Origin of the sequence: Pyxidicoccus trucidator (assembly GCF_010894435.1) — a bacterium.
Taxonomy (GTDB): Bacteria; Myxococcota; Myxococcia; order Myxococcales; family Myxococcaceae; genus Myxococcus; species Myxococcus trucidator.
The window spans coordinates 364,153-390,187 of sequence record NZ_JAAIXZ010000006.1 but is presented as its reverse complement, the minus strand read 5'-3'; the positions used below and the strand labels follow the sequence as shown (position 1 = coordinate 390,187).

Genomic DNA, 26,035 nt, shown 5'->3' with positions numbered 1-26,035 from the left:
GCCCATTTAGCGACCCCAGACGCGGCAGGAGAACATGTGCATGTTGCCGAAGAACCCGTCGTTGCCCTTGAACATGAAGCGCGTGAGGAAGCGGCGCGAGCGCTCCTCGTAGACGTCCACCCAGACGCCCCAGTCGAAGTAGCCGCGGTTGTCGACGGCCACGATGAGCACGTTCAACCCGGGTTTGACGGCGTGCATGGAGACATGTGTCGTGGGCGGCTCGCGCAGGTTCTTGGAGGCGACGCGCTCACCGTTGAAGACAATCGTTGCTTCATCGTCGGCGTGGTTGAACACGAAGACCAGCCGCTCGCCCGGACGCGCCACGACGTCAGACACATTGCTGTAGGTGGTCGCGGCCTTGGCCCAGGCCTTGACCCAATCCGCGACGTCCTTGTAGCCAAGCTGGAGCACCGTCCCCGCCAGGCCGAGCAGTCCGCCTCCGATATCGAAGCCTCCCCCCGTAGGAGCTGTCTGGGCGGCGTTTTCAGCGGCAGGCCCTGCCGAGCCGCCCGCCGCCGAGCCGCCCGCCTTCTGGGCATCGCCGGGCATCTTCAGGGTGGGCGCCCGCGCGTTGCTTCGGGGTACAGCGCCAAGCTGCTCATCACTCAGCAGCTCCGCGGGACGCGGCGCGAGTGGTTCAGGTCTTGATTTCATACTCCCCCTCTCTGATGTTGCCATCAGGTTGCCCAAGTGAAGGATTTTAAACAAGGTGTGAAATTTCACCCAGGCTGTTGCCGGGGAGGCAACCCGCAGCAGCTATCGGGCAGCCGTGGTCGGCTCGCGCGCGGCCTCCCACACGGGGCGGAGCGCCAGGGCGACTGCCGCCACCACGTCGGCCAGCGCCTCGGGACGCCCGGCAGGCTGGCTGTTCCGATAGCGGGCCCACTTCTCGTTGCTCCACGGGCTCCGGCCGAACTCGCCCACCATCAGCCGCTCCATCAGCTCCAGCGAGTCTCCGCGCGACTGGAACGCGAGTCGCAGCGCATTGGGTAGCAGTTCCGTTTCCAGCGGCGCGTATCGGGTGAGCAGATACACGTCGAACAGGTCCTTGGGGCGGAAGCGACCCTTTCCGCGCTCGAACAGGCCGTGCATCTTCCAGCCCAGCAGTGTCTCAGGCCGGCATGCCAGCACTCGCGCCGCGCCTTCTCCGACGTCGTACTCCGTCCACGCGGGCCCGGGGTCCATCGGGTCGCCGAAGCCCGTGTCGATGCGCAGCTCGAACGCCCCCTCGACACCGGGCAGCCGCGTCTCCACGAAGACGCGCACGCCAGGGAACGCGGTCTCCGCCCAGATGACCTCGGACCTCATCGCCCCGAAGGAGAACCCGTCCTCCACCGCCACACGGAGCACCGCCTCCAGCCGCCTCACGGTGTCCGCGGCGTCGAAGGGAAAGCGTGCGAGGAAGTCCAGGTCCTCCACCGGACGGGGCACCGGGCCGCTCCACAGCCGCATCATCAACCCGCCACGGAGGACCAGGGCCTCGACCTCGGGGGAACGCGCGAGGCGGCGCAGCACCGCCGCCCCCGCGCGCAATGGCAACTCGTGGGCGCTCACTTCGCCTCCTCCAGCCAGCCACGGTCCAACGCGTGATTGGAGTCGTACACCGTCCACTCGCGCAGCCGCTGCGTCAGCGTCAGTCCCGACCCCGCCAGGTCCTCCAGCAGCGCCGTGAAGCGCGCATCCGCGTTCGCCCGGCCCAGCCCGTACACCCGGAGCGTGACGAAGCGCTCGGAGGCGCCGTCCTCCCGGACCTTGCGCGCGTTGCGCGACAGATGCGCGCCATGCTTCTCACACCGGACCCGCAGCGCCTCCACGCCCGTGCCGCCGGAGGGCACCAGCGCCTTCACGTGGAACTCGAAGTAGTTCGCGGGCTGTGCCTTCGCCGTCGCGTCGTCCTCGGGGATGTCGCGATTCTTGCCCAGCGCCTCCAGCTTCAGGCGCGTCACGTCGAAGCCCTGTGCCGCGAGGGAGCGCGCCATGGCCTGCACCTCCTCGCGTGCCTGCCGGAGCGTGCCGTGGTGGTACGAGGCCGTCATGGGCTGGAAGAGCTCCGCGCCCCGGCCCAGCTCGATGAAGATGCACTTCACCGACACCGCCTCGCAGAACGCGCGGAAGCGCTGGAGGTCCTCCTCCGAGCGCGCGGAGACGGTGATGTGCGCCTCGAAGGCGCCACCCTGTGACTGCGCCCGCAGGCGGTCCGCCAGCTCCAGGTAGGGCCGGTGTCGCATGTTGAGGAAGAACTTGTTCCTCGGCATCTCCCCGAGCGTGCGCGAGTAGCCATCCGGCAGCCACGCGCGGTCCCAGCCAAAGCCGCCATCGCCACGAGGCTCCGCCAGCAGCGTGCCCTCCATGGAGTCCTCGAAGACGGCAACGCGCTCCGGATTCCCGTCCTCCGAATACGCCACCGCCACGCGCGTGCGGCCCCGGCGGCCGCCATGGGTCGCGAGGAAGCCGCGCTCGCCCAGCGCGAGCAGTTGCTTCTTGAACCGCGCGCCCGTGAGCGCGGGCCCGCCATCCAGCTCCAGCGCCGTCGTCTCCACGAAGCAGGGCGTGCCGAGCTCGCGGTACGCCGCCAGCACCTTGCGCTTCGCCAGTCCCGCCAGGTCGATGGGGCCGCCCTCGGGCGCCGCCTCCTCGAGCCCCGGCAAGGGAAGCTTCCGCCACGTGACGTCGAGCCCCGCGAGCAGCCGGGCGACCTCGTCGGCCTTGTATTGGTTCCCGGTGACGAAGAGCGCACGTGTCACGGCTGGTACTCCCTGCGGTTGCGGCCTCCCACCTTAGGGGCGCCAGTTCCACACGGCGGCCTGCCCGGTGTTCTCCGGCAGGAGGCTGCCATCCACCTTGTCCGGCCGTACATACTTGGCGAGGAACTCCACCCTGACACCCGCGCCCTCCCGCCGCTCCACCCGCCAGACGGCCCCCTCCACCGGGTCCACGGCCCCGTGGAATCCGCCCGTCTGGAGCCGCGCCAGCGCCCCGTCGATGCCCAGCGGCCCACCCTCATGGAGCACGCCCGGAGTCACGAAGCCTCCCGCGCGGATGCGCGAGGTGACCTCGGCCCAGGGCAGTCGCTCGCCGTCCCGCATCAGGTCGAAGGCGACGAAGGGCTCATGCGACAGCGTGTAGCGGGTGCCGTGCGCCAGGGCGAGCCACTCTCCGACAAGTCGCTCTCCTGGCTGCAGCACGGCGAGGAAGCGCTCCACCTGCGTGGTCACCCACGCGGCCCAGAGCCGGCGTGACTCGTTGGGTGACTGCGACGCGAGACGTCCCTCACGGCCCAGCGCCAGCACCGAGTCCCCCACGCGCGCCGCGGCCACGCAGGAGCCGTCGAGCTTCTCCAGCACCACCACGTGGTCTCTCGCGTCGCGGACCCGCTCGGTGCACACGCGCGCCAGCGCGGGCGAGAGGTGCCGGTCCGCCGGGCCGGTGCGCGAGCCCGGGAGGTGGGGAATGGAGCCATAGGCCTTGCGGCCCAGCGGACGGAAGTCCGGGGTGGGGAGGGGTTGCACCAGTGGGAGGGTATCACCGACACCGTGAGCCCTCCTGCTCCGTGTCACCTGCTCGCGTACCGGGTGACCTGGAGCCCATGGTGAGGGGCCCGCGGCCCGGGCTGCTCACTTCGGCTGCACGCCCGACGCGCACAGCTTCGAGCACATCGCGTTGGAGATGCACGTGCCCGTGCAAGGACAGAGGATCTGCCCGAGTCCACAGGGCGCGGGAAGGGACGTGACGCACGCGCCGCTCTTGCAGACCCTGCCCGTGGCGCAGCTGGTGCCGCAGCGGCCACAGTTCCTCTCGTCGGTCTGCATGTTGACGCAGGAGCCTCCGCAGAGCGTCAGTCCCGTGCCGCACTTGCATGTCCCATCCAGACATTGCTGCGTCGGACCACAGCGGACGCCGCAGGTCCGGCAGTTCTGCTCGTCCGTGTCGGTCTCCACGCACCGGCCTCCGCAGAGCGTGAGGCTCCCGGTGCAGATGCAGCGTCCGTCCTCGCAGACCTGGTTCGCGCCGCAGCGCGTGTTGCACCCGCCGCAGCTCTGGACGTCCTTGTTCGTGTCCACACAGCGCCCGCCGCAGAGTGTCAGGTTGGAGGGGCACTGGCAGCGTCCGTCACGGCAGAACAGCCCCGCGCCACAGGTCGCACCGCAGGCCCCGCAGTTCCGGTCATCCTTCGCCGTGTCGAGGCAGACGTCTCCACACCGCGTCTTTCCCTCCGGGCAGGCTCCCCGGACGCACTGCCCCGCGCTGCAGTCCTGGTCTTCGCCGCACGCGTTGCCACACGCGCCGCAGTGCTTCGGGTCCGCCTGGACGTCGACGCACCGGTCCTCGCAAGCCAGCTGTCCGGCGGGACACGTCTCGGGAACGGGGCCGTCGCCGCGCAGGCCGAAGAAGAGCGCCAGGGCGCCTCCGACAATCACCAGCCCTCCCACCACGAGCCACCACCAGGGGAAGGGCTTCGCGGGGAGCGGCGCGGCGCGCGCCTCGACGGCGATGGTCGGCCCCTCCGCGAAGCGCTCGTCGGGCAGGTCCACATCCGCCACCACCAGCTGGAAGGTGTACGGGCCCGGGGGCGTGCCGGGCGGCACGTGGACGTCCACCGTGAAGACCTCGGTGGCGCCCGGTGGCATGTCGCGGAGCTCCTTGCCCCGGATGCTCAGCCACTCGGGCTTCAGTGGGGGCGCGGGCAGCAGCCTGGCCCCCGCGTGCATGGCGCGGTCGGTGACGTTGGAGACCGTGAAGGCAATCTCACCGCGCCCGTCCGACTCCAGCGAGAGCGTCGGGGTGGGGGAGGTGATGGCGAACTCGCGCGGCATGTCGGGCGGCGTCCTCCGCGCAGGGGATTCGGCGTTCGGCAAGGGTAGGCAGCCGCACTCGCCGCGGAAGGAGCACCCGGGGGCATGTGGGTGCCACCTGTTCCACACCTCCGCGAGTCATGGACGCGCGCGGCTCAGCGCTGGCCGTGCGTCGCCAGCCACTGCGAGGTCTCGGCGGCCTTCGGGTGGTGGAGCCGCTGCCATTGCTCCCGGGCCTGGGTGGCCAGCTCCACCGCGCGCGGGCGCTCCTTCTCGCCCAGCTCCCAGAGCGTCTGCGCCAGGACGAGCCGCACGCTGGCGCGGGCCCCTACCGGCGCGAGCACGAGGGCCCGCTCCAGCAGGGGGCGCGCCTGGGCCGGCCTGTCCCGGCCCAGCCACACCTGCCCGAGCCCCATCAGCGGATAGGCCAGCTCGGGGTGCTCCTTCCCCAGCGCCTTCTCCATGACGGTGAGCGCGCGCTCGAGCCGGGCCTCCGCCTCCACGTAACGCTTCAGCTTGAAGAGCGCGTTACCCAGGTAGGTGAGTGCGTTGCTCACGAGCGCATGGTCGGGGCCCAGCTCCTTCTCCCACATTCCCAGGGCGCGCTCGTGCAGGGCACGGGCCTCCTCGTAGCGTCCCAGTTCATGGAGCGCGATGCCCATGTTGATGAGGATGGCGGCCACGTCCGGGTGCTCCGGGCCCTGTATCTTCTGTCGCAGCGCCATGGCGCGATCGGCGGTCTCCAGGGCCTCCGCGTATCGGCCCACGTCATACAGCGCGATGCTCAGGTTGCTCAGCGCGGTGGCCACGGCGGGGTGCTCGGGGCCGAGCAGCTCCTGCTGGAGCCTGGCGATGTGCTCGAAGTGCTCCAGCGCCTCGTCGGTGCGCCCCAGTTCCTTGAGCACGGCGCCCACGGCCGCCAGTGAATGGACGACCTCCGGGTGCTTGGGGCCCAGCACCTTCCGCCGCAGCGTCAGCGCGCGCTCGGTCTTGTCCAGGGCGTCCTCGTAGTCGCCCAGCCACCAGGACACGAGGCCCAGGTTCGCGGTGGAGTCCCCCACGGTGGGGTCCTCGGGCCCCAATGCCTTCACCCGCAGGGCGAGCGCCTGCTCATGTCGCGACCTCGCCTCCGCGTAGCGCCCCATCTCCATCAGCACCGACCCCAGTGCGCTGTGCGCGATGGCCCGTACCGGGTCGTCCCCGGTGGCCTCCGCGAGCGCGTCCATCGCGGGCTCCAGGGCCAGGGCCTCCTGGAAGCGCGAGTGCCGCTTGCTCAGCGTGTAGGCCAGGTAGCTCAGCGTGCGTGACATCAGCACCGGCTCCCGGCCCCGGGACGCCACCGCGAGCGCCTCGCGCGTCAGCGCCTCCGAGCCCTTGTAGTCGCCCGCGATGTCGCGCAGCCGCGCCACCAGGAAGAGGACCTGCGCATGCAGCGGCGCGTGGCCCACCGCCTCCACCTCCTTCAGCATCACCTCCCCCAGGGGCAGGCCCTGCTTGTGCTGGCCGGCGGCGAGCAGCGCGTCCAGCCCGTCCACCCGCTCCAGCAACGTGTCCACCTTCGCGCGTGTCGCCGGGTCCTCGGGCGGGGGCACCGCCGCCGTGAGCGACCGGACGTCCGCGCAGTCCTCCACCAGCGGGAGTCCCTGCACCGCCTGCACGGACCTGTCCAGCATCGCCCGGTCCGCGCCCCCCGCCAGCACCTCCGTGGTGGCGCGCAGGCGGGCCCGCCTGCGCTCCAGGCAGGACTCGCGCAGTTGCATCAGCCGCAGCGGGCCCGCCGTCTCCGCGCGCGCGGCCTCGCAGACCTCGGTGCTCTGCTTCGCCCAGCGGCTGGCGTAGCCGTCCAGCGCCGCGCTCACGCGCTCGGCGGTGTCCGGGGCGTGGGGCGCGCCCGTGCCGAGGAGTGATTGCCGCACGCGCTCCTTCATCGCCGTGTCCCAGATGCCGGCCAGCCGCGCCTCCTGGCCACCGCAGCCCGGCTCCCTCGCGCGCTGGATGAACCAGCCTCCCACGGCGAGCCCGGTGAGCAGCACGCCTCCCGCCGCCAGCGCGAGGCTCCGGCGCCAGGTCCGTCTCCGCAGCTCCGGGTCGTCCTCCAGCGCGGTCAGCAGCTCCGCCATCGACGCGGGGCGCTCCTCCGGCGATGCACGCAGCCCGCGCAGCACGGCGCGCGCCACCCAGGCGGGCACCTCCGAGCGGGTCGGGGGCGTGGGCGGCCCGGCGCGCCGCGAGCGCAGCAGCTCCGACAGGCTCTGTCCCTCGAAGGGGGAGACTCCGTAAAGCGAGTGGTACAGGGCCACGCAGAAGGCGAACACGTCACTGCGCACGTCGGCGGGCTGGCCCTCCAGCAGCTCGGGCGCCATGTAGAAGGGCGTGCCCATCAGCGCGCCGGGCACCGTGAGCGAGCCGCTCAGCGTGGCGTCCGTGGGCAGCGCCGTGGTGGGGGAGATGTCGATGGGCGCGGCCGTCCCCGAGCGCGCGAGGCCGAAGTCCGTCACGCGCACCCGGCCGTCACTGCCCATGAGCACGTTGTCGGGCTTGAAGTCCCGGTGGACGAGGCCGGCCGTGTGCGCCGCCGCCAGTCCCCGGCCCGCGGCGACATACGCGGCGAGCAGCTCGCGCCAGGCGCGCGGCTGGGACTCCTGCCAGCCTCGCAGCGTCTGCCCCTCCACGTACTCCATGGCCAGGAAGACCGAGCCGTCCTCCAGCGCGCCCGCGTCATAGGCCGCCACCACGTTCGGATGGGACAGGCGGGCCATGGCCTGCGCCTCGCGAACGAGCCGGGCCTCACCCGCCGTGGCACCGGGCGAGCTGCTCCGGTAGCGCAGCAGCTTGAGCGCCACGCGCCGGTCGAGCCGGGAGTCGTACGCGGCCAGCACCATGCCCATGCCGCCCTGGCCCACCTGCTCCAGCACCGTGTAGCGCCCGGCCAGCACGTGTCCGGGCTCCGGCATGGGGTGCGCGGCCTGTCTCGCGGAGGACGAGGACCAGGTGGCCGTCGCGGCCCCGCCAGAGGAGGGCAGGGGGACGAAGGTGGGGGCTGACGCGTCCGCCTCCTCCGGTGGGGGTGGCTGGCCACGTCCACCCCGCGCCTCATCGCTCATCCGCGTGCCTCCACGTCCCGGGTACCACCACCGGACGTCCGCCCTGGCCCCGCACCGTAGCGGGGGAGTCACCCCGACTTCCAGACCCCCCGGGTCAGCGGTCCGCCGCGTCGCTCTGCTTCTTGTGCCACAGCCGGGCTTTCTCTGGACTGTCGACGAACTCGATGGCGAAGCGCTGGTTGCCCGACAGCAGCATGGCCAACGCGAGCCCCTTGGCGGTGATCCTCTGGAGGAGCCCGCCACCGACGAAGATCATGCTCTTGAACCAGTCGGAGCTGCTGTGCTTCGCGAGGTACTGGCGCGCCGCCTGCGACAGCCTCGGCTGGGGGAAGTCCTTCATTTCCTCCATCTGCACCACGCAGTTCACCGACCCTTTGGCGGTGACCTCGAGGATGATCTCCACCCACTTCGGGGCGTCCTCCGCGGTGATCCACCCGCGCACCGTGGCCCAGAGCACGTCTGGCGGCTCAAAGCGGATGTGGTGGTTGCCCACGGTCCATTCCCGCGACTCTTCCATCGGCTACCTCCCGTCATCCCTGGACGGCGGAAGGCGGAGGCTTGTGATTCCGGGTGTCGGCGCGAAGGCGTCGCCGGCCCCGGGCGCCTCACTTCAGGACAGCCGCTCCGCGCCGGGCCTGCCCACCTCGCGCGCCGCCTGCCGGTGCTGGGCAATCCGGTTGCGGGCCCAGGCGGGCGCCAGCTCCAGCTCCTCGGGGAAGAAGAGGTCCTCTCCCAGCCCGTCGACGTGGACCTGGATGAGCGGGTCCTCCGGGTACTGGGTGGCCGGGTCGTCGAACACGAGCCCTACCACCACGCCCGTCTGTCCGAGAAACCGCTGGCTGATGGTGCCATCCTCCGAGCGGCTGACGATCTTCACGGACTCGCCGATTCTCACCGGCGCGCCGTCCACGTCACTGCAGATGATGAGAGAGGGGTCCTGGATCATGGCGCATGGGAACGGGGTTTGAGCGACTTGGAGATGACCAGTGACGCAACGGTGACGAGTCCCCACGCCAGCAGGTGGTAGCCGGCGACGTGACGCCAGCCCTGCTCGCACGCGAGCTCTCCCAGGAAGGCGCCCGTTGTCCCCACCGCCAGGCCCGCCACCACGGCGCGCAGGGGCTGGAAGACGGCGCTTCGCAGCGCGAGCACCGCCACCACCAGGGGCACCAGTCCCACCCCGAGGTGGCTCGCCGTGCACACCCAATCGGGCAGGGTGGAGGCCGCATGCGGCGTGTCCCGCGCGAGCACGAGCATGGCCGCGCTCACCATCGCCAGGACGACGCCCACGCGCCGCAGCCCGCGTCCTCGCGGAGACAGCGCGCCCCAGGAACACACCGCGCAGGTGACGAGCAGTAGCGCCATCAGGTGCGCGCGGCCCAGCAGCAGTTGGCTCGACGTGACGTCCACGGCCCGCAGGACTCCGGCGATGAGGAGCGCCACCCCGCCCGAGGCCGCCATCAGCCAGGCCGCCTGCGTGCGCCAGCTCCGCGACGGACGCCGCAGCGCCAGCTCTTCCCGGGCCGCCGCGAGCGCGCGCCCCGCCGCGGCCTCGTCCCGCGGAGGTGTCTGGGAGAGCAATCCATCGAGGTCGACGGGCGGGCTCATTGCGCCTCCTCCATCGAGCCCAGCAGCTCCCGCAGCCGCTCATAGCCCCGGTGCGCGCGCAGGCGGGCCGCGCCCGGGCTGATGCCGCGCAGCGCGGCAATCTCCTCGAAGGACCAGCCCTCCACCTTGCTCAGCACCACCGCCTCGCGGTGGTCCGGGTGGAGCTGTTGCAGCGCGTCCAGCAGGTGCCTGCGCATGCCGGGGTCGCCGGCTGGAGGCTGCACGGACAGGGGCGTGCCCACGTCCTCTCGCGAGGCGTACGCGTCCACGTGGCGCTGGTGCCGCAGCGCATCCCGCGCGGCATTGGCGGCGATGGTCATCAGCCACGGCACGAAGCGGGTGCCCGGCTCGTACCGGCCCCGGGAGCGGATGACGGACAGGAAGGTGGATTGCAGGAGGTCCTCCGCGAGCGGTCCGCTTCGCACCATCCGCGCGAGGAAGCCCTGCACCCGGCCGGAGTGCCGGGCGAAGAGGGCCTCGAAGGCGTCTTGTGCTCCGTTTCGAAACCGTTCCATGAGCTCTTCGTCCGTCGGACTCCCCATCACCCGTCTCCCGTACGGCCCAATTCCAAAAGTGTTTCCGGAGCTCCGCGCATGACGGTGCGCGTCGCCAAGCTGCCGGAAACACGGGGGGAGTCAGGGGGCGCTGGCTCTCCCGGCTGGAGGGCGGGCGAGCGGCTCCAGCGGGGTAGAGACTACCCGGGGAGGAGCACGAGGCGGGCAATCTCTGGTGGGGCCCCCACGCGCATGGGCGGGCCGACGAAGCCGCAGCCCCGGCTGACGTAGAGCTGGGACTGGCCCGTCTGGCTCAGCCCCGCGTTGCGGTCGCCCCAGATGAGGTCTCCCACAATCGTGCCAGGGAACATCTGCCCGCCGTGGGTGTGCCCGGAGAGTTGCAGGCCCACGCCGCGCCGGGCGACCTCGTCGAAGTTGGAGGGCTGGTGCGCCAGCAGCACCGACGCACGGTCGGGCCGCACGTCGCGCAGCGCCCGGTCCAGGTCATAGCCGGGCTCGCCGAACCGCTCCGCGCTCCAGTCGTCCACGCCCGCCAGTTGGAAGGACGCCGCGCCGTCGCCAATGGACACCGAGCGGTTGCGCAGCACCTGGAGGCCCTGGCGCTCCAGGAAGGCGACCCAGGCGTCCGCGCCCGAGTAGTAGTCGTGGTTGCCGGTGACGAAGAAGGTGCCATGCCGGGCGCGCAGGCCGCCGAAGCCCGCGACGAAGGGCCCCAGCCCCTCGACGGAGCCGTCCACCAGGTCCCCGGTGATGGCGATGAGGTCCGGCTTCAGCGCGTTGGTGCGCGACACCAACTCGTCCACGAAGCCGCGCTGGAGCACTCCGCCGATGTGGATGTCCGTGAGCTGCACCAGCGTGAAGCCCTCCAGCGCCTTCGGCAGTCCGGGCAGGCGCACCGGGATGTCGCGGACGTCGGGCGGGTGGAAGGCGCGCCAGCCCCCGTACGTGCTGACCGCCGCGCCCGCCACCCCGGCACCCAGGGCCAGCCCCCGGCTCAGCAGCGCCCGTCGCTCGGGAGAGGGCGGCGCCGAGGCGGCCTCCGAAGCCGGCTCCGGCGTCGCGGGGGCGGGGGCCCGGCGGCGGGCACGCCACCGCACCGCCCTGAGCACCAGGTCCACCCCGAGGGTGAACATGAGCAGGTAGAGGACGAGGCCCGTCCACACGAGGAAGCCGATTCCCACAAGGCGGGTCGCCTCCGACGGGAGGAGGGCGCCCACGGCCCGGGCGCCGACGGCCCCCGAGAAGCCCACCGCGAAGAGCACCCGCGCCGCGCGGCGGAGCCCCTGGCGCTCCGTCACGTCCCGGACGAGCCGGCGGTACAGGTACACGTGCCCGGCGGCCAGCAGCACGAGCACCGGGATGAAGAAGAGGAGGAAGCTGACCCAGCGTGGCATCGCGGCCCTGCATAACGGAATGGCGTCTGGCGCGCCCCTGTATTCCAGGGTGGCAGGCGACCCCTGGCAGCAGCCTCTTTCGCGCGGTGCCGGTCCGGGGCAGGCTTCAGCTATTCGCGAGGTCGACTTCCGGCTCGCTCGCTTCAGAGGACTTCATGCTCCGCTCGCTGCTCGTCTGTGCCCTGCTCGTCCCGCTGTTCGGGTGTGGGGAGGACTCCCAGGCCAACCCGGACAATGGCGACCCGACCAAGGTGACGTATGCGGAGTCCCTGAACGTGAGCCTGGAGGCCATGACGCTCCTGCCGAGCGGCCTCTACATCCAGGACCTGGGAGACCCGGGCACCGGCACGGAGGCCGTGGCGCTGAAGCGGGTGCAGGTGCACTACACCGGGTATCTGCCGGACGGGACGCGGTTCGACTCCAGCGCGGGCGGGCCGCCCTTCGCCTTCACCCTGGGCGCGAACGAGGTCATCGAGGGGTGGGACGAGGGCATCGTCGGCATGAAGGTCGGCGGCTCGCGCCGGCTCGTCATCCCCGCGTCGCTCGGCTATGGCGAGGACGGCGTGCCCGGGGCCATCCCCCCGTACTCGGTGCTCATCTTCGACACGGAATTGATGTTCGTTCGCTGAGCGCCCGGCGGCCTCCAGCGTCGGCCGGCGGGCGGGCGTCCACGTGCCGACACCCCTGCCCGCGTCCCGGCTTCGGGTCGCTCGCGAGGGTGGTATAGCCTCGCCCCTGTCTTCCGGGGCGTCAGGGCCGGGCACCTCCCGGCCCCTGCATGCGGTAGTCACATACCCGGAATCGGGGGGACGAGAGATGTCACGGTCCGAGGCGGAGATGCTCAAGGATGGCGGCGCGGCGGGTGAGGGCGCCTTCCAGGCGCTGCAGGCGCTGATGATGCTGGCGGAGCCGGACCGGGCCGCGCAGCTCTACGAGGAATTGGGCTCCGCGCAGCGCGAGCGACTCCAGAAGGAGGCGGCGCAGGCGGCGGTGGCGGAGCGCCAGCGGCTGGCGGAGGTGATGCGGCTGGCGCGTGACTTCTCCGGCGCCGCGCGGCTGCTGGATGGCTGCGGCACGGACGCCCTGGTGGCGGAGCTGTACGTCCAGGGCGGGCAGTACGTGGAAGCGGCCGAGGCCTACCTGCGCGCCGGTCAGGTGGAGCGCGCGGCGGCGGCCTTCGAGCGCGGGGGCGCGCTGGAGCGGGCACTGGAGGTGTATCGCGGCCTGGGCTCGCGCGAGCCGATGGCGCAGTGCCTGGTCCGGCTGGGGCGGCCCTACGAGGCGGCGGTGCTCTACCGCGACCTGGGCCAGTCCCATGCGGAGGTGGAGGCCCTGGGCAGCGTGCCCGCGGGCGACCCCCGGCACCTGGAGTCCGTGCTGCGCATGTGCAAGCTGCTGGATGGCGAGGGCTTCACGCGGCGGGCGCTGGCGCTGCTGGCGGACACGATGCGCGGCGCGGAGCAGGCGCGCGCGGACCCGGCGCTGGCGGCGGAGAAGGCGCGGCTGTTGCGCCGCATGGGCATGGACGCCGAGGCGGAGGCCGTCATCGCGCGGCTGCCCGCGAGCGCCGCCGCGCCCGAGGCCAACGGCTACGGCTACCTCAAGGCCATTCCCATCTTCGGCGAGCTGTCCCTGGAGGACATGAAGGACCTCTACCGCGTGGCGCGGCAGGTGCTCATCCCCGCGGGTGCGGTGCTGCTGGAGAAGGGCGCGCAGGGCGTGGGCCTCTTCGTGCTGCTGGAGGGCACGGTGGAGGTGTTCAACGGCTCGGAGCCGGAGGCGCGGCGCCTGAACACGCTGGGGCCCGGCGCGTACCTCGGGGAAATCTCCCTGGTGCAGGACGCGCCCGTGTCCGCGCAGGTGAAGGCGCGCACGGCCGTGCGCGCGCTGCGCATCACCCGTGCCGGCTTCCAGCACTACCTGGACACCCACGAGGCCGCCGCGCTGCGCATCTTCCGGCTCTTCACCCAGAACCTCGCCGCGCGGGTGCGGGCCCTGAGCACGTGAGCCCTCGCGGGCTCGCGGGTAGGACGTAGGTCATCCCTGGAGGGGGAGCTCATGAACCGCCGTGATTCCTCGCGGAGCGCGGGCCGCGCCGCCGCGCTGTGCCTGCTGCTGGCCGTCGCGAGCCTGGCCTGTGTGAAGCGGCCCATCGACTACGAGCGCGAGTACGCGAAGCAGCTCGCGCCCAGCAAGCTGGAGACGGGCTCCAAGTCCGCGTCCGGCCCGGTGCGGAAGCTGCGCGTCAGGGTGTACGCCGATTCCGACTATCGGGATCAGGTGATGCGCTGGAGGAGCAGCATCGTGGATCAGCTCCGGCGCGCCAGCGCGGTCGTGCGCGGCCCGCTCGGGGTGACGTTCGAGCTGGAGTCGACGCACCTGTGGGAGCGGAGGAGCTCGGAGTCCGAGCTGGACTCCTCGCTGACGGAGCTCGAGGCGCTGGATCCTGGCGAGGGCGTGGACCTCGTCATCGGCCTGGTGTCCCGGATGAAGGTCTTCAGCGCCGCACAGCACCAGCTCGGCATCGGGCGGATGTTCGGCCGTCACTGCGTGCTCCGCGAGATGGGGAACCCGGAGGAGGTGCAGAACATCATGAACATGCTCCTCCACCTGCCGGCGGACGAGCGCGAGGCGCTCTACCACGAGCGCAGGCTGCACAAGGAGACCTCCGTCTTCCTCCACGAGTGGGCCCACACCCTGGGCGCATTCCACGTCCAGAACTCCGCGTGGATGATGTACCCGAACTATGGGACGGAGCAGGCGGCCTTCGCCCCACGGACGCTGGAGATGCTCGCCGTCAGCCTCCGCCACCTGCCCCAGGCGCACAGGACGCCCGAAGCGCGGGTTGCCTGGGCTCGTGAGCTGAAGGAGAAGCTCGCCGCCACCGTGTGGTCCGACTGGGAGGGGCCCGACAAGGAAGAGGTGGTTGCATGGCTCGAGCACATGGCCTCTGCTCAGGCGAGCGTGGCGAAGGGCCCCGCGCCGCTCCCGTCCGCGGACCGCCAGCGGCTCGACGAAATCCTGGCGCTGGACCGTGAGGGGCGCTCCGAGGTCGCCGCGCAGCAGATGGAGTCCCTGTCCCGCTTCTACCCGGACCACGAGCAGGTGCAGTCGCTGGCGTGCTACCTGGGCACGCGCGCCGCGCCCCGGCTGCCCGCCACGCGGGAGCGCTGCGAGGCCACCGCCGCGCGCTTCCCGCGGGAGGCCGCGCCGCTGATGTACCTGGCCGTCCTCCAGCTCCAACTGGGCAGCCCCACCGAGGCCCAGGCCCACCTCGCCCAGGCCCGGCAACGCCTGGAGGCCCGCCCCGACACGGGCCCGGACCTCTGGGCCGACCTGTCGGGCCTCTTCAAGCAGACCGCGAGCCTCACCTGGGCCGAGGAGACCGCGCGGAAGGCGGCCGGAGTGAAGGATGCCGGGAAGGTGCTCTCCTGGGCCCTGCAGACGCGGCGCTGGGTGGCGCTGCCGGTGGACCCGAAGCTGAGCGGCGTGGACGTGGCGAGAGAGGGTGAGCTCATCCGCGCGGCGAAGGAGGTGGAGACCTCGCTCGACAAGGGGAGCATGGCGAAGGCGCAGTCCCGCCTGTCCTGGCTGTCGCGCGAGTTCCCCCGCGCCGCCGTCGGACACGTGCTCCAGTGCGAGCTCCACGTGCGCTCGGGCCGCGCGAGCCCCGCGCGCACGGCCTGCCGCAAGGCGGTGGCCACGCATGACGAGGCGGTCCAGGCGCACTTCATCCTCGGCTGGCTGGCGGTGAACGCGGGCTCGCGTCAGGAGGCACGGACGCACCTGGAGCGCGTCGTCACGCTGGAGCCGCTCCATGCGGAGGCATGGCGGCTGCTCGCGGAGCAGTACCGCGCCGCGGGGATGCGCGAGGCGCTGGATGGGCTGAAAGGTCGCTACCGCGAGCAGTTCGCGCGCGAGCTGCCGGCGGGTTGACAACACGGCTCGGGTGCTTTAACTCATACGCATCATGAGGCCCGTCTCCAACATTGCCCTGCTGATTGCGCGCATCACCGCGCCGGCGGCGGACGTGTGCCTCGCCCCCCGTCACGAGGTTCTGCTCGACATTTGAGCAGGCGGACCGGTGTCCTCCGGCTCGCGGGTTGGCTGGTTCCCGCGAGTCGTGAGTCCCGGCTCCGCCCTCGCTCACGTGGTGTCCTCGTGTGCCCTCATGCGTCCCTGAGCGGGCCCTTCGTGCCCTCCGGCGTGTCGCGCGTGCGTGCGTTTATTCATTCCAACCGGTGTCTGTCTATTCGCCACCCGCGGGCCTCGCTGCCCGACGGGATTGGGAGTCTTTATGTCTCGCAGCACGCGCATCGAGCGGTACCGCAACATCGGCATCATGGCCCACATCGACGCGGGCAAGACGACGCTCACCGAGCGCGTCCTCTACTTCACCGGCCGCATCCACTCCACGGGTGAGGTGCACACCGGCTCCACGGAGATGGACTGGATGCCGGAGGAGAAGAAGCGCGGCATCACCATTACGTCCGCGGCCACCACCGCGTTCTGGAAGCCCACGCAGGGACATGCGGCGGGACAGCCCCACCGCATCAACATCCTGGACACGCCGGGACACGTGGACTTCACCATTGAAGTGGAGCGCTCGCTGCGCGTGCTCGACGGCGCGGTGGCGGTGTTCGACGGCAGCCAGGGCGTGGAGCCCCAGTCGGAGGCGGTGTGGCGTCAGGCGGACAGGTACGGCGTGCCGCGCATCGCCTTCCTCAACAAGATGGACAAGGTGGGCGCGGACTTCGCCATGAGCGTCGCGTCCATCGAAGAGCGGCTCGGTGCGCGTCCGGTGGCGGTGCAGTCGCCCATCGGTGAGGGCTCGGACTTCCGGGGCCTCGTGGACGTGGTGCGGATGGTGGCCATCTTCTTCGAGGGAGAGGACGGCCAGTACCGCGAGGAGCCTCTCACTGGGGCGCTGCGCGAGGAGGCGGAGGCGCTGCGGCTGCGCCTCATCGAGGCGTGTGCGGACGTGGACGCCACGGTGCTGGAGAAGTTCGTGGAGGGACGGCTGGAAGAAGTCACCGCGGAGGACCTGGAGCGCGCGCTGCGCGCGGGCACCCTCTCGCGGACCCTGGTGCCGGTGCTGTGCGGGTCGGCCTTCAAGAAGAAGGGAGTGCAGATGTTGCTGGATGCCGTCGTCAACTACCTGCCCGCGCCTTCGGACCTGCCCGCCGTCGAGGGCTGTGTTCCTGGCCGGGAAGAGCGTGTCTCCCGTCCCGCGTCGGATGCGGGTCCTCCTACCGCCCTGGCGTTCAAGATGATGAGCGACAAGGCCGTGGGCGGAATCGTCTTCCTGCGCGTCTACTCGGGCACGCTGCGCGCGGGCACCGTCCTGCTCAATCCCGTCACCGGGAAGCGCGAGCGGGTAGGCCGCCTGATGTTCATGCATGCCAACCGCCGCGAGGAGGTGGCGGAGGTACACGCGGGAGACATCTGCGCGGCGCTCGGCCTGAAGGGCGTGCGCACGGGCGACACGCTGTGCGACCCGGAGGCTCCGGTGGTGCTGGAGTCGCTGGGCGTCCTGGAGCCCGTGGTGCAGCTCGCCGTGGAGGCGCGCTCGCCCGCGGAGCTGACGAAGCTGGAAGACGGCCTGCACCGGCTGGCGGCGGAGGACCCGTCGCTACGGGTGGGCGTGGATCCGGAGAGCGGCCAGGTGCTGCTGTCCGGCATGGGTGAGCTGCACCTGGAGGTGGTCGTGTCTCGGTTGCTGACGGAGTACGGAGTGGAGGCGCGCGTGGGACAGCCCAAGGTGGCGTACCGCGACACGATCCGGCGCGGCGTGCGCCAGGAGTACCGCCATGTCCGTCAGACGGGCGGGCCCGGACAGTACGCGCACGTGGTGCTGGACGTGGGTCCCGCGCCGCGAGGGGCGGGGCTCGTCTTCGTGGACGACACGCGGGGCGGCAGCATTCCGAGGGAGCTGGTCCCCGCCATCGAAAAGGGCGTGGCCGGCGCCATGGGACGCGGCGTGCGGGACGGCATCCCGCTGGTGGACGTGGAGGTGCGACTGGTGGATGGCGGCACGCACGTGAAGGACTCCACGCCGCAGGCGTTCTCCATGGCGGGTTCGCTGGCGCTGCAGGAGGCGGTGCACAGCGCGGGCGTGCTGGCGCTGGAGCCGGTGATGGCGGTGGAGGTGACGACGCCCGAGGAGTACCTGGGCGAGGTGCTCGGGGACCTGTCCGCGCGGCGCGGGCGGGTGCTGGGGATGGAGGCGCGTGGCTCCGTGCGGGTGGTCTCCGCCCGGGTGCCCATGGCCAACCTCTTCGGCTACGTGAACGGCCTGCGCAGCCGCACGCAGGGACGGGCCCAGGCCAGCATGCGTCTGGGCTCGTACGAGCCGGTGCCGGAGTCGCTCCAGACGGCGCAGGCTGAAGCGCGGGTGTGAGGTGAGGTGAGGGCCTCGGGACTGCGGTAGTCGGTCCCGGGGCCCGCTCCCCGGCACGGCGCTTCCTTCCCCATGCCAGAGCGCATGGCCGGTCCTTCGTCCTCCAACGAGCAGCCAGCTTTCCGGGCGCTCCCTGGTGGCGAATGCCTGCTCTGGAAAACGCATGTCAAGCTATTGATTTCACGCGACTTTGGAGCCGGGAGCGTGCAGGGTCCCCCGCCGAAGCTCCGGAATGGGGGGGGCACCCCTCCTGTTCCACCACGTTCCCAAAGCGGTTCGGCCATTCGGGCCCGACCGCGCACCGCCAGGCGCCCTGGGCATGAGCCCGAACGGGTGCGCTGCGCGGGCCTCCTCCTTCTCTGGGAGGAGGCGGGTTTACCGAATCCGTTTCCCAGGACGACATGACTTTCGACGAACTTCAGCTTCACGACACCCTGCTGCGCGCGGTCAAGGCCGAGGGCTACACGACGCCCACTCCCATCCAGGCGAAGGCCATCCCGCATGCGCTGGAGGGCAAGGACATCCTCGGCGTGGCGCAGACGGGTACCGGCAAGACGGCCGCCTTCGCGCTCCCCATCCTCCAGCGGCTCTCCGCCAAGGCGCCCGCGGCCGGCGCGCGGCCCGTGCGCTGCCTCGTGCTCACCCCCACCCGCGAACTGGCGGGGCAGGTGGGTGAGAGCTTCGTCACGTACGGCAAGAACCTCCCCCTGCGCCATGCCGTCGTCTTCGGCGGCGTGGGCCAGAATCCGCAGGTGCAGGCGCTCCGCAGCGGCGTGGACGTGCTGGTCGCCACGCCGGGCCGCCTGCTCGACCTGATGGACCAGGGCTTCGTGTCCCTGCGCTCGCTCGAGGTCTTCGTGCTCGACGAGGCGGACCGCATGCTCGACATGGGCTTCATCCATGACGTGCGCAAGGTCATCAAGGCGCTGCCCCAGAAGCGGCAGACGCTCTTCTTCAGCGCCACGATGCCGCCCGAAATCGTGGACCTGTCGCGCAACATCCTCACCAACCCCATCCGGGTGGAGGTGACGCCCGTCTCCAGCACCGCGGAGACGGTCAGCCAGCAGGTGTACTTCGTGGAGCGCGAGCAGAAGCGCGGCCTGCTGACGCACTTGCTGAAGGAGGGCCGCATCGCCCGCGCGCTCGTCTTCACTCGTACGAAGCACGGCGCCAACCGCGTGGCGAAGCAGTTGGAGGGCGCGGGGGTGAATGCCGCCGCCATCCACGGCAACAAGAGCCAGAACGCCCGCGAGCGTGCGCTGGATGACTTCCGCGCCGGCTCGCTCCGCGTGCTGGTGGCGACGGACATCGCCGCGCGCGGCATCGACATCGACGGGCTGAGCCACGTCATCAACTACGACCTGCCCAACGTGCCCGAGCAGTACGTGCACCGCATCGGCCGCACCGGCCGCGCGGGCGCCAGCGGCACGGCCGTGTCGTTCTGCGACGGCGAGGAGCGCGCGTACCTGCGTGACATCGAGCGCACCATCCGCCGCAGCGTGCCGGTGGTGGAAGACCATCCGTACCGCGCCGGCAAGACGGGGCCCCGTCCCGCCGACTACACGGCTCCCGCCGAGCCGGACCGTCCTCCGATGAGCCGGGGCGGTGGCCGTGGCCAGTCGCGTGGCGGTGGCGGCGGTGGTGGAGCGCATCCCTCCGGGCCGGCGCGGCGCCGTGGCGGTGGCGGCCGGGGTGAAGGGCGTTCCGAGGGCGGTCGCTCGGCCCAGGGCGGTGGCAGGGGCTCCAGCTCCGGCCGGAGTGGCCCGCAGGCCGCTCGGAGCTCGGGGGGCGCGCAGTCGCGTCCGGCCGGCGCCGTGTCGCAGGCGCAGGGCAAGGCTCCCGAGGCTCCGCCGCGTCCGCCGCGCCCGTCGCCGAAGTGGTTCTAAGCCGCTTCAGTGTGGTCGGTTGAGACAGCCTCCTCGGAGGGGGCATTGGCCACCCTCCGAGCACGGTTCACCGACCTGGCTGAAACGGGTCGAGGGGTTTCAGGTCAGTCCCTGACGCCTTCCGGAGGGCACTTCTCCGGGCTCTCGAGCGGGTAGGCGCCGGGGCTCGCGAGCCTCCGGCGACTCCTCGTCACGTCCGTTCACGGTCGGTCTGGCGGTCGCTCACCGCGAGGCAGCGAGTTAGCCTCGCGCGATGGCGACTTCCGGCGCGTTCGTTTCGTATGACTTGAGGACCACGGACGTGGATGGGGCCCAGGCGTTCTACGTGGGCCTCATGGGCTGGCAGGTGCAACGCTCGGGAGACTCCCGGGTGTTGTGCGCGGGTGAGCAGCGCGTGGGCGAGCTCATGGCCCTTCCCGAGCGGGCGCGGGCCCAGGGCGCTCCGGCGCACTGGCTCGGCCACATCGGGGTGGACGACGTCGAGGCTTCGGCGCGGCGCTTCGTGGCGCTCGGTGGCCAGGTGCTGGGCCCCGTGCAGCAGCCCGCGCCGGGCCAGCGCGTCGCCGTGATTCGTGACGCGCAGGGCGCGGTCTTCGCGATGAGCTCCGGAAGGTCTGGCGTGGGACTCGGTGCTGTCGGCTGGCACGAACTCAACACGACCGACCGTGAGCACGCGGCGTCCTGCTACTCGGAGCTTTTCGGCTGGCGGATGACCGGGACGCTGGAGCTGGGGCCCGAGGTGGGCACGTACCAGTTGTTCACCTGGGAATGCGCCGGGCGGGACGTGGGCGGCCTGGTCAATACGGCGCGCCTTCCGTCCATCCACACCCACTGGCTCTTCTACCTGACGGTGGCTGACCTCGAGGCCTCGGTCGAGAAGGTGCGGGCGCTCGGTGGCCGGGTGCTGAACGGGCCGATGCAGGTCCCCGGCGGAGACCGCGTCGCCCAGTGCGAGGACGCGCAGGGCGCTGCCTTCGCCCTGCATCAGTCCACCCGAAGGTCCTGAGGCAACGGATCCCTCAACCCAGGGGCCACGTGCATCCCAGGTGGAACGAACGTTCCTTCCTGCCGTGGGCGTGCCGAGCCGTGCCTCACCCGCGCCGCGCGCATCCCAAGTGGAACGAACGTTCCTTCCTGCCGTGGGCCGGCACCCCGTTCGCCTGCCGGTCAGCCGTGGTAGACCCGGAACCGCCCGGTGCCCGGAGGTTTCCACGCCATGCACGTTCCCCGCGCCCACGCCACGCGCCATGAGTCGGCCGAAGGCTCGTGGGAGCTGGTGTCCGGCGCTCCGGACCCACGGCTCCGCGAGTACGTCCTCGGTTCCTACATGGGCTACAGCGAGCGCACGCCAGGACCCATGCGCCGCCGGGAGCTGCCCTCGCCGCAGGTGGTGCTCATCATCGACTTCGGCCCAGCGCTGCGCGTCTTCGACTCGCGCGACCCGAGCCGGTCCGCGCGTCATGCCTCCGGCTTCGTCGCCGGCCTGGACGACGCGTTCTCCCTCACCGAGACACCGGGCGCGATGAGCGGCGTGCAGGTCAACTTCACGCCCGTGGGCGCGCGGCTGTTCTTCGGCCTGCCCATGCGTCACCTGGCGCGCAGGGTGGTGGGACTCGACGAGGTCTTCGGCGCCGAGGGCCCGCTGCTGACGGAGCAACTCCACGACGCTCCCGGCTGGGAGGCCCGTTTCGTGTTGCTCGACAGGCTGCTCCTCCGCCGCATCCTCGAGGCCCGCGCCATCTCCGACTGCGTGACGTGGGCCTGGCAACGGCTCCAGGCGAGTGGGGGCGTGGTGGAGATTGGCGCGCTCGCGGACGAGCTGGGCTACAGCCAGAAGCACCTCATCAGCCGCTTCAACGAGGAGCTGGGCCTGCCGCCCAAGCTGTTGGCGCGGCTCGTCCGCTTCGACCGCGTCATCCAACGGCTCAAGGCTGGCAGCCCTGAGAGCTGGGCCAGCATCGCGTACGCGCACGGCTACTACGACCAGGCCCACCTGATACGCGACTTCCGCCAGTTTGCCGGAAGCCCTCCGGGTGAGTTCCTCCGGCGTCAGCTTCCAGGCATGGGCGGCACGCGAGGCGACTGAGCAGGTGCGTCATGGCAGGGCCTCGCCGCCAACTTCCCAGGTCGCCCCGAGTCCCATACCGTGTCCCTACGCATGTCGACCGAGGTCACCGTCCAGTCCACGTTGTTCGAGTCCCTCGTCCGCTACACGAAGCCCGGCACGAAGCTGCGCGCCGACTTCCTGGCGGCGGGGTACGACGTGGACAAGCCTCGCGCCACCTATCCGGCCTCCGTGTACCTCGCCTGCCAGGAGGCGGCGGTGTGTCACCTCTTCCCGGACCGCGAGCGCAAGGAATCGCTGCGGGAGCTGGGCCGGGAGATGGTGCGCGCCTACTTCGACACGCTCGTGGGGCGCGTGGTGGGCATGGCCCTGAAGATGGCCGGCCCCGAGCGGGCGATGAAGCGCGTGGCGCTGAGCTTCAGCTCGGTGGTCTCTCCCGTGGACATCCAGACCGAGCAGCTGGCCCCCGCCGACTGGCGCGTGCGGTTTCGCGGCTACCCCTTCCCGGCGGATGCCGCCGCGGGCACGTGCGAGGGCGCCCTGCGGCAGGCCGGCGCCACCGCGCCCCGCGTGGAAGTGGAGCGCCAAGAGTCGCCCAACGGCTTCGACCTGCGCATCCGCTGGTGACGGCCCCCGGCGGAGGACTCCGCCGGGAGCAGCCCCCGCTCAGCGCGTGGGAGGCGGGCCCATCGCCACCGGCTCTCCCTCGGTGGGCTCCGTCACGTTGTCGTTGCCCGTGCGGTCGATGAGCACGTTGAGCGGATCGACTCCCACCTCCGCGGGCTTCACGGGGACGGTGAACGTAATCTCCGACTCGCCCTTGGGCACCTTGCGCTTCTCCAGGAAGAGGGCCTCGCCCTTCTCGTCGAGCGCGCCCACGTCCATCCAGTCGTTGAAGTCGAGCTCCGTCTGGGTGCCCTTGTCGTCGCTCCGGTACTTCTTCGCCATCACCTTGACGGTGACGTCCCATGTCCCCTGGGCGTTCTTCCGCATTGTCGCGGACACGGCGCGGTTGTCGTAGAGGGTGATGGTCTCGAAGAGGTCCTCGAGGAGGTACTGGTACTCCGGGGGCGTCTCCTCGCGGAGGAAGCCGAGCAGCTCGCTGGAGCCCGTGTACGGCGGACCCCGGAAGCGCACCTTCTCCACGTAGCGCTTGAGGGCGCGGTTGACGCGCTCCTCGCCGATGAAGTCCTGCAGCGCGTACATGACGAGGCTGCCCTTCTGGTAGTGGATGTAGGGCTGGTTCTCCACGCGTGACAGGGGCACCTCCTTCTTCCGCTCCATGGCGCGGCCCATGAGGTAGCGGTCGAGCTCGAACTTGAGGAAGCGCTTCATCTTCTTCGCCCCGTACCGGTGCTTCATCACCATCAGCGCCGAGTACTGCGCCATCGTCTCGGACGTCATGGTGGCGCCCTGCGCGCGGCCGCCGACCACCTGGTGGGCCCACCACTGGTGGGCGATTTCGTGCGCGGTGACGTAGTACGGGTAGTCCACGTCGTCGGCCTCGCCCTCGCGCACCCGGGCGATGAAGCCGATGGCCTCCGAGTAGGGGATGGTGTTGGGGAAGGCCTGGGCGAACGTCGCGTACCGGGGAAACTCGAGGATGCGCGCCTGCCGGTGCTGGTAGGGCCCGAAGCTCGCGCTGCAGTACTCCAGCGCGTCCTTCATGCCGTGCATCATCCGGTCCAGCGCGTAGGTGTGCGTGGGGTGGTGGTAGATCTCCAGCTTCACGTCCCGCCACGTGTCGCGCATCACCTCGTAGCGCGCGGACAGCACGGAGAAGAAGTTGAGGATGGGCTGGTCCATCTTGTAGCGGAAGAAGCGCCGGTCACCCTCGGTCCACTCCTTCTCCAGGTAGCCCGGAGCAATGGCAAGCTGATCCGCGGACGTGCTCACCGTGGCCTGGAAGGAGATGAAGTCCGAGTCCGTGCGGATGTAGTTGTTCTCCAGCGCCTTCGGGTCATCGCGGTCCGGCCAGCCCGGCCTGGCAGCGAGGCCGTACTCCTTGCGGTCTCCGTCCTCGTCCAGCTCCGCGTCCTCCACGTAGCCGAGCACCGGCAGGTTGTTGTTGTTGAAGAACGTGCCGTTGCCGGCGATGTCCGTGCGCTGCTGGCCATGCGTGAAGCCGCGCGTGCCGAACTCCAGGTCGAAGGCGAGGTCGGCCTCGGCGCCGGGAGCCAGGGGCGTGGGCAGCTCGTAGACGAAGAGGCCCAGCCGCTCGTCATGGGACGTGGCCTTGTCCACACCGGCGAGGGACAGCCTCCGCACCCGCGCCTCCCTCGGGAGGCTGAGGAGCACCTTGGAGATGGGCGCCTGCGTCTTGTTGCGCACGCGGTAGGTGCCGAGCGACTCCAGCCGCAGCTCCTCCGGGTAGATGTGGAAGGTGACGTCCGCGGCGATGATGCGCGGGTGGGGGAGCGCCGCGAAGGACTTGAACTCCTTCTCGTAGCGGGCCGTCTCGCGCTCCGTGTCCTTCGCCGTGACGTACGGGTTGAGGACATGGGTGTTGTAGAAGATGAACGCCCCGGCCCCCACGAAGACGAGCAGCGACACCGCGGCGGTCAGCGTCCACGCCGTGGAGCGCCGGGCCTTCGCCGTGGCCCATCGCTCCCGCCAGCGGGCCTCGCGTCCGCGCACGGTGAGCAGGTAGCCCGTGAGGACGAGCAGCATCGCCAGCCCGTACCAGTACAGCCGGTGCCAGAAGACCACCGGCAGGAAGTTGGCGTAGCGGTTCAGGTCCGAGTACCGCACCGTGGGCTCGGAGGCGTAGCGGACGAGGTTGTCCTCGATGCCCAGCAGGCCCAGCGCGGCCTGGGCCACGAAGTAGAGCACCATCACCAGGTACGCGAGGTACTTCTGGTGGATGAGCACCTGGGCGAAGAACGCGAGCACGCACAGCAGCACGTCGCGCAGGTAGTCCAGGACGATGAGCTGGGTGAAGTAGAGGCTCCAGTCGATGTCGAAGAAGCCGCGGCCCACCTGCGTCAGGAGCGCGGCGGCGGCCACCACCCCCTTGAGCGAGAGCGCGACCAGCAGCAGCGCCCCCAGCTTGCCGGCGTAGGCCACCCACGTCGGGGCGCGCGTGGCGTCCACGATGTCGCCGAGCCCCGCGTCGCGCTCCTTCCACACCAGCTCCCCCGCGTAGAAGGTGATGGTGATGAGGGAGAAGGGGCGGAAGGTGCCCATCGCCAGCTCCAGCACCTGCCAGGTGACGGGGTACGTCGGCGTGCCGAAGATCTGGGTGGAGAGGACCACTCCCAGGATGACGAAGGTGAGCCCTGCCACGACGAAGGACCAGAACACCGGCGAGCGGAGGATGTCGCGGAACGCCAGCCACGCGGAGGACGCGGCGGTGAGCAGCCAGCTTCCCGTCGTGGGCGCGGCACGGGTGGAGGGCAGGGCGATGGGCGCCGGAGTGGCCGGCTCGCGAGCGGCGCTCCGGCCGCTGTGCTCTTCCACGGTGGTGCTGAAGCGCGCCACGGCCAGCCCCAGCAGCGCGGCGCCGACCGCGAGCCAGAGCAGGCGGTTGGCGAGCATCGGCCCGAGCAGGGGCACCAGGTCCTGGTTGCGCTCGGCGGGCGTCCAGTACCGCGTCACGGTGTCGAAGGTGATGAAGCCGAACGGGTCCAGCAGCGAGCCCAGGGCCTGGTACTGCACGTCCGCGATGGCGGCGGTGATGACGCTATGGCCCATCACCAGGACGACGACGCCCACGTACACCGGGGCCATGCGCCGGGTGATGGCGGCCAGCGCGAAGAAGAGGGCGCCTGCGAAGAAGAGCGTGGGCCACACCCCCAGGACGTAGGGCCACAGGTACGCGGCCGTCTGGTGCGTGGTGATCTGGGACGGATCCTTGATCCACGCCACCAGCAAGCCAACCGCGAGGCCGGGGAGGATGGCCAGCAGCAGCAGCGCGCTGAAGACGTAGGCACCCAGGAACCGGCCGAGGAGGTACGGCGCCTTCTTCACGTTCTTCGTGAAGATGAGCATCCACGTGCCGTGGCCGAAGTCCTGGTACGCGGCCTGACCGAAGACGGCGCCCAGCATGAGCAGGCCGAACAAGGCCACCGCGATGATGGTGGAGAAGAGGGTGTGGGGGCTGTTGGCGGCGACGCGCTCGGCGCCCGAGGACGCCGAGAGGCCCTTGAATACGCCACCCAGGGCCAGCGCCAGCAGGAGCCCGGCGCTGGCAAGCACCGCGGCGTAGACCCAGGTGGAGATCATCTTCACCCGGCGCCGCAGCTCGAAGAACACGAGGGCTGAGAACATG

At 71.0% G+C, this 26,035-nt stretch carries 20 protein-coding genes; 8 read left to right on the top strand and 12 right to left on the bottom strand.

Annotation, left to right across the window (positions count from 1 at the left end):
• Nucleotides 1–6 precede the first annotated feature (6 nt).
• From G4D85_RS19695 to G4D85_RS19645, 11 genes are all read right to left on the bottom strand, one after another.
• Nucleotides 7–654, bottom strand: coding sequence for a hypothetical protein (locus G4D85_RS19695; protein ID WP_164014174.1), 648 nt, complete (start codon nucleotides 652–654; stop codon nucleotides 7–9).
• A gap of 102 nt (nucleotides 655–756) precedes the next feature.
• Complete coding sequence (locus G4D85_RS19690; protein WP_164014172.1) at nucleotides 757–1,554, bottom strand: nucleotidyl transferase AbiEii/AbiGii toxin family protein; 798 nt, start codon at nucleotides 1,552–1,554, stop codon at nucleotides 757–759.
• Entirely contained in the window at nucleotides 1,551–2,744 is a 1,194-nt protein-coding gene (locus G4D85_RS19685) for a non-canonical purine NTP pyrophosphatase (protein ID WP_164014170.1), read from the bottom strand. Before G4D85_RS19685 ends, G4D85_RS19690 begins: the two co-directional genes overlap by 4 nt.
• 33 nt (nucleotides 2,745–2,777) lie before the next feature.
• Nucleotides 2,778–3,509, bottom strand: a complete 732-nt coding sequence (locus tag G4D85_RS19680) for an RNA ligase family protein (RefSeq protein WP_164014168.1) — start codon at nucleotides 3,507–3,509, stop codon at nucleotides 2,778–2,780.
• Nucleotides 3,510–3,614: 105 nt separating this feature from the next.
• Nucleotides 3,615–4,814, bottom strand: coding sequence for an MXAN_6577-like cysteine-rich protein (locus G4D85_RS19675; RefSeq protein WP_164014166.1), 1,200 nt, complete (start codon nucleotides 4,812–4,814; stop codon nucleotides 3,615–3,617).
• A gap of 134 nt (nucleotides 4,815–4,948) precedes the next feature.
• Nucleotides 4,949–7,897: a serine/threonine-protein kinase gene (locus tag G4D85_RS19670; protein ID WP_164014164.1), complete on the bottom strand. Its 2,949-nt coding sequence runs from the start codon at nucleotides 7,895–7,897 to the stop codon at nucleotides 4,949–4,951.
• Between the two features lie 94 nt (nucleotides 7,898–7,991).
• A complete protein-coding gene (locus tag G4D85_RS19665; protein WP_164014162.1) occupies nucleotides 7,992–8,414 on the bottom strand; it encodes a hypothetical protein in 423 nt (140 codons plus the stop codon).
• Between the two features lie 93 nt (nucleotides 8,415–8,507).
• Nucleotides 8,508–8,843: a Carotenogenesis protein CarS gene (locus G4D85_RS19660; protein WP_164014160.1), complete on the bottom strand. Its 336-nt coding sequence runs from the start codon at nucleotides 8,841–8,843 to the stop codon at nucleotides 8,508–8,510.
• The gene (locus G4D85_RS19655; protein ID WP_164014157.1) at nucleotides 8,840–9,505 is read right to left on the bottom strand and encodes a DUF1109 domain-containing protein; all 666 of its coding nucleotides are present in this window, start codon (nucleotides 9,503–9,505) and stop codon (nucleotides 8,840–8,842) included. Before G4D85_RS19655 ends, G4D85_RS19660 begins: the two co-directional genes overlap by 4 nt.
• Complete coding sequence (locus tag G4D85_RS19650; protein WP_164014155.1) at nucleotides 9,502–10,047, bottom strand: RNA polymerase sigma factor; 546 nt, start codon at nucleotides 10,045–10,047, stop codon at nucleotides 9,502–9,504. The genes G4D85_RS19655 and G4D85_RS19650 overlap by 4 nt, the downstream gene beginning before the upstream one ends.
• A 152-nt stretch (nucleotides 10,048–10,199) precedes the next feature.
• A complete protein-coding gene (locus tag G4D85_RS19645; protein WP_164014153.1) occupies nucleotides 10,200–11,414 on the bottom strand; it encodes a metallophosphoesterase in 1,215 nt (404 codons plus the stop codon).
• A gap of 155 nt (nucleotides 11,415–11,569) precedes the next feature.
• Here G4D85_RS19645 and G4D85_RS19640 point away from each other — a divergent pair, with 155 nt between their 5' ends.
• The 8 genes from G4D85_RS19640 to G4D85_RS19605 all read left to right on the top strand — a co-directional run bounded on the left by G4D85_RS19640 (nucleotide 11,570) and on the right by G4D85_RS19605 (nucleotide 22,392).
• Nucleotides 11,570–12,043, top strand: a complete 474-nt coding sequence (locus G4D85_RS19640) for an FKBP-type peptidyl-prolyl cis-trans isomerase (protein ID WP_205525613.1) — start codon at nucleotides 11,570–11,572, stop codon at nucleotides 12,041–12,043.
• Nucleotides 12,044–12,230: 187 nt separating this feature from the next.
• Nucleotides 12,231–13,421, top strand: a complete 1,191-nt coding sequence (locus G4D85_RS19635; protein WP_164014151.1) for a cyclic nucleotide-binding domain-containing protein — start codon at nucleotides 12,231–12,233, stop codon at nucleotides 13,419–13,421.
• Nucleotides 13,422–13,472: 51 nt separating this feature from the next.
• A complete protein-coding gene (locus tag G4D85_RS19630) occupies nucleotides 13,473–15,350 on the top strand; it encodes a tetratricopeptide repeat protein (protein WP_164014150.1) in 1,878 nt (625 codons plus the stop codon).
• Nucleotides 15,351–15,711: 361 nt separating this feature from the next.
• Nucleotides 15,712–17,814, top strand: coding sequence for an elongation factor G (gene fusA / locus G4D85_RS19625; protein WP_164014148.1), 2,103 nt, complete (start codon nucleotides 15,712–15,714; stop codon nucleotides 17,812–17,814).
• Nucleotides 17,815–18,215: 401 nt separating this feature from the next.
• Complete coding sequence (locus tag G4D85_RS19620) at nucleotides 18,216–19,700, top strand: DEAD/DEAH box helicase (RefSeq protein ID WP_164014146.1); 1,485 nt, start codon at nucleotides 18,216–18,218, stop codon at nucleotides 19,698–19,700.
• Nucleotides 19,701–19,953: 253 nt separating this feature from the next.
• Entirely contained in the window at nucleotides 19,954–20,706 is a 753-nt protein-coding gene (locus G4D85_RS19615) for a VOC family protein (protein WP_164014145.1), read from the top strand.
• A 210-nt stretch (nucleotides 20,707–20,916) separates the two neighbouring features.
• Nucleotides 20,917–21,786, top strand: a complete 870-nt coding sequence (locus tag G4D85_RS19610) for an AraC family transcriptional regulator (RefSeq protein ID WP_164014143.1) — start codon at nucleotides 20,917–20,919, stop codon at nucleotides 21,784–21,786.
• A 72-nt stretch (nucleotides 21,787–21,858) separates the two neighbouring features.
• Nucleotides 21,859–22,392 (top strand): DUF2378 family protein, encoded by a 534-nt coding sequence (locus tag G4D85_RS19605; RefSeq protein WP_164014141.1) that lies wholly within the window; start codon nucleotides 21,859–21,861, stop codon nucleotides 22,390–22,392.
• Nucleotides 22,393–22,431: 39 nt separating this feature from the next.
• Here G4D85_RS19605 and G4D85_RS19600 read toward each other — a convergent pair whose 3' ends face one another.
• Entirely contained in the window at nucleotides 22,432–26,034 is a 3,603-nt protein-coding gene (locus G4D85_RS19600; RefSeq protein ID WP_164014140.1) for an ABC transporter permease/M1 family aminopeptidase, read from the bottom strand.
• Nucleotide 26,035 lies beyond the last annotated feature (1 nt).

Coding starts and splice junctions, on each gene's coding strand:
- G4D85_RS19630 (WP_164014150.1), top strand. CDS start 13,473: ATGAACCGCCGTGATTCCTCGCGGAGCGCGGGCCGCGCCGCCGCGCTG.
- G4D85_RS19660 (WP_164014160.1), bottom strand. CDS start 8,843: ATGATCCAGGACCCCTCTCTCATCATCTGCAGTGACGTGGACGGCGCG.
- G4D85_RS19615 (WP_164014145.1), top strand. CDS start 19,954: ATGGCGACTTCCGGCGCGTTCGTTTCGTATGACTTGAGGACCACGGAC.
- G4D85_RS19620 (WP_164014146.1), top strand. CDS start 18,216: ATGACTTTCGACGAACTTCAGCTTCACGACACCCTGCTGCGCGCGGTC.
- G4D85_RS19670 (WP_164014164.1), bottom strand. CDS start 7,897: ATGAGCGATGAGGCGCGGGGTGGACGTGGCCAGCCACCCCCACCGGAG.
- fusA (WP_164014148.1), top strand. CDS start 15,712: ATGTCTCGCAGCACGCGCATCGAGCGGTACCGCAACATCGGCATCATG.
- G4D85_RS19675 (WP_164014166.1), bottom strand. CDS start 4,814: ATGCCGCGCGAGTTCGCCATCACCTCCCCCACCCCGACGCTCTCGCTG.
- G4D85_RS19600 (WP_164014140.1), bottom strand. CDS start 26,034: ATGTTCTCAGCCCTCGTGTTCTTCGAGCTGCGGCGCCGGGTGAAGATG.
- G4D85_RS19610 (WP_164014143.1), top strand. CDS start 20,917: ATGCACGTTCCCCGCGCCCACGCCACGCGCCATGAGTCGGCCGAAGGC.
- G4D85_RS19605 (WP_164014141.1), top strand. CDS start 21,859: ATGTCGACCGAGGTCACCGTCCAGTCCACGTTGTTCGAGTCCCTCGTC.
- G4D85_RS19640 (WP_205525613.1), top strand. CDS start 11,570: ATGCTCCGCTCGCTGCTCGTCTGTGCCCTGCTCGTCCCGCTGTTCGGG.
- G4D85_RS19655 (WP_164014157.1), bottom strand. CDS start 9,505: ATGAGCCCGCCCGTCGACCTCGATGGATTGCTCTCCCAGACACCTCCG.
- G4D85_RS19650 (WP_164014155.1), bottom strand. CDS start 10,047: ATGGGGAGTCCGACGGACGAAGAGCTCATGGAACGGTTTCGAAACGGA.
- G4D85_RS19645 (WP_164014153.1), bottom strand. CDS start 11,414: ATGCCACGCTGGGTCAGCTTCCTCCTCTTCTTCATCCCGGTGCTCGTG.
- G4D85_RS19665 (WP_164014162.1), bottom strand. CDS start 8,414: ATGGAAGAGTCGCGGGAATGGACCGTGGGCAACCACCACATCCGCTTT.
- G4D85_RS19695 (WP_164014174.1), bottom strand. CDS start 654: ATGAAATCAAGACCTGAACCACTCGCGCCGCGTCCCGCGGAGCTGCTG.
- G4D85_RS19635 (WP_164014151.1), top strand. CDS start 12,231: ATGTCACGGTCCGAGGCGGAGATGCTCAAGGATGGCGGCGCGGCGGGT.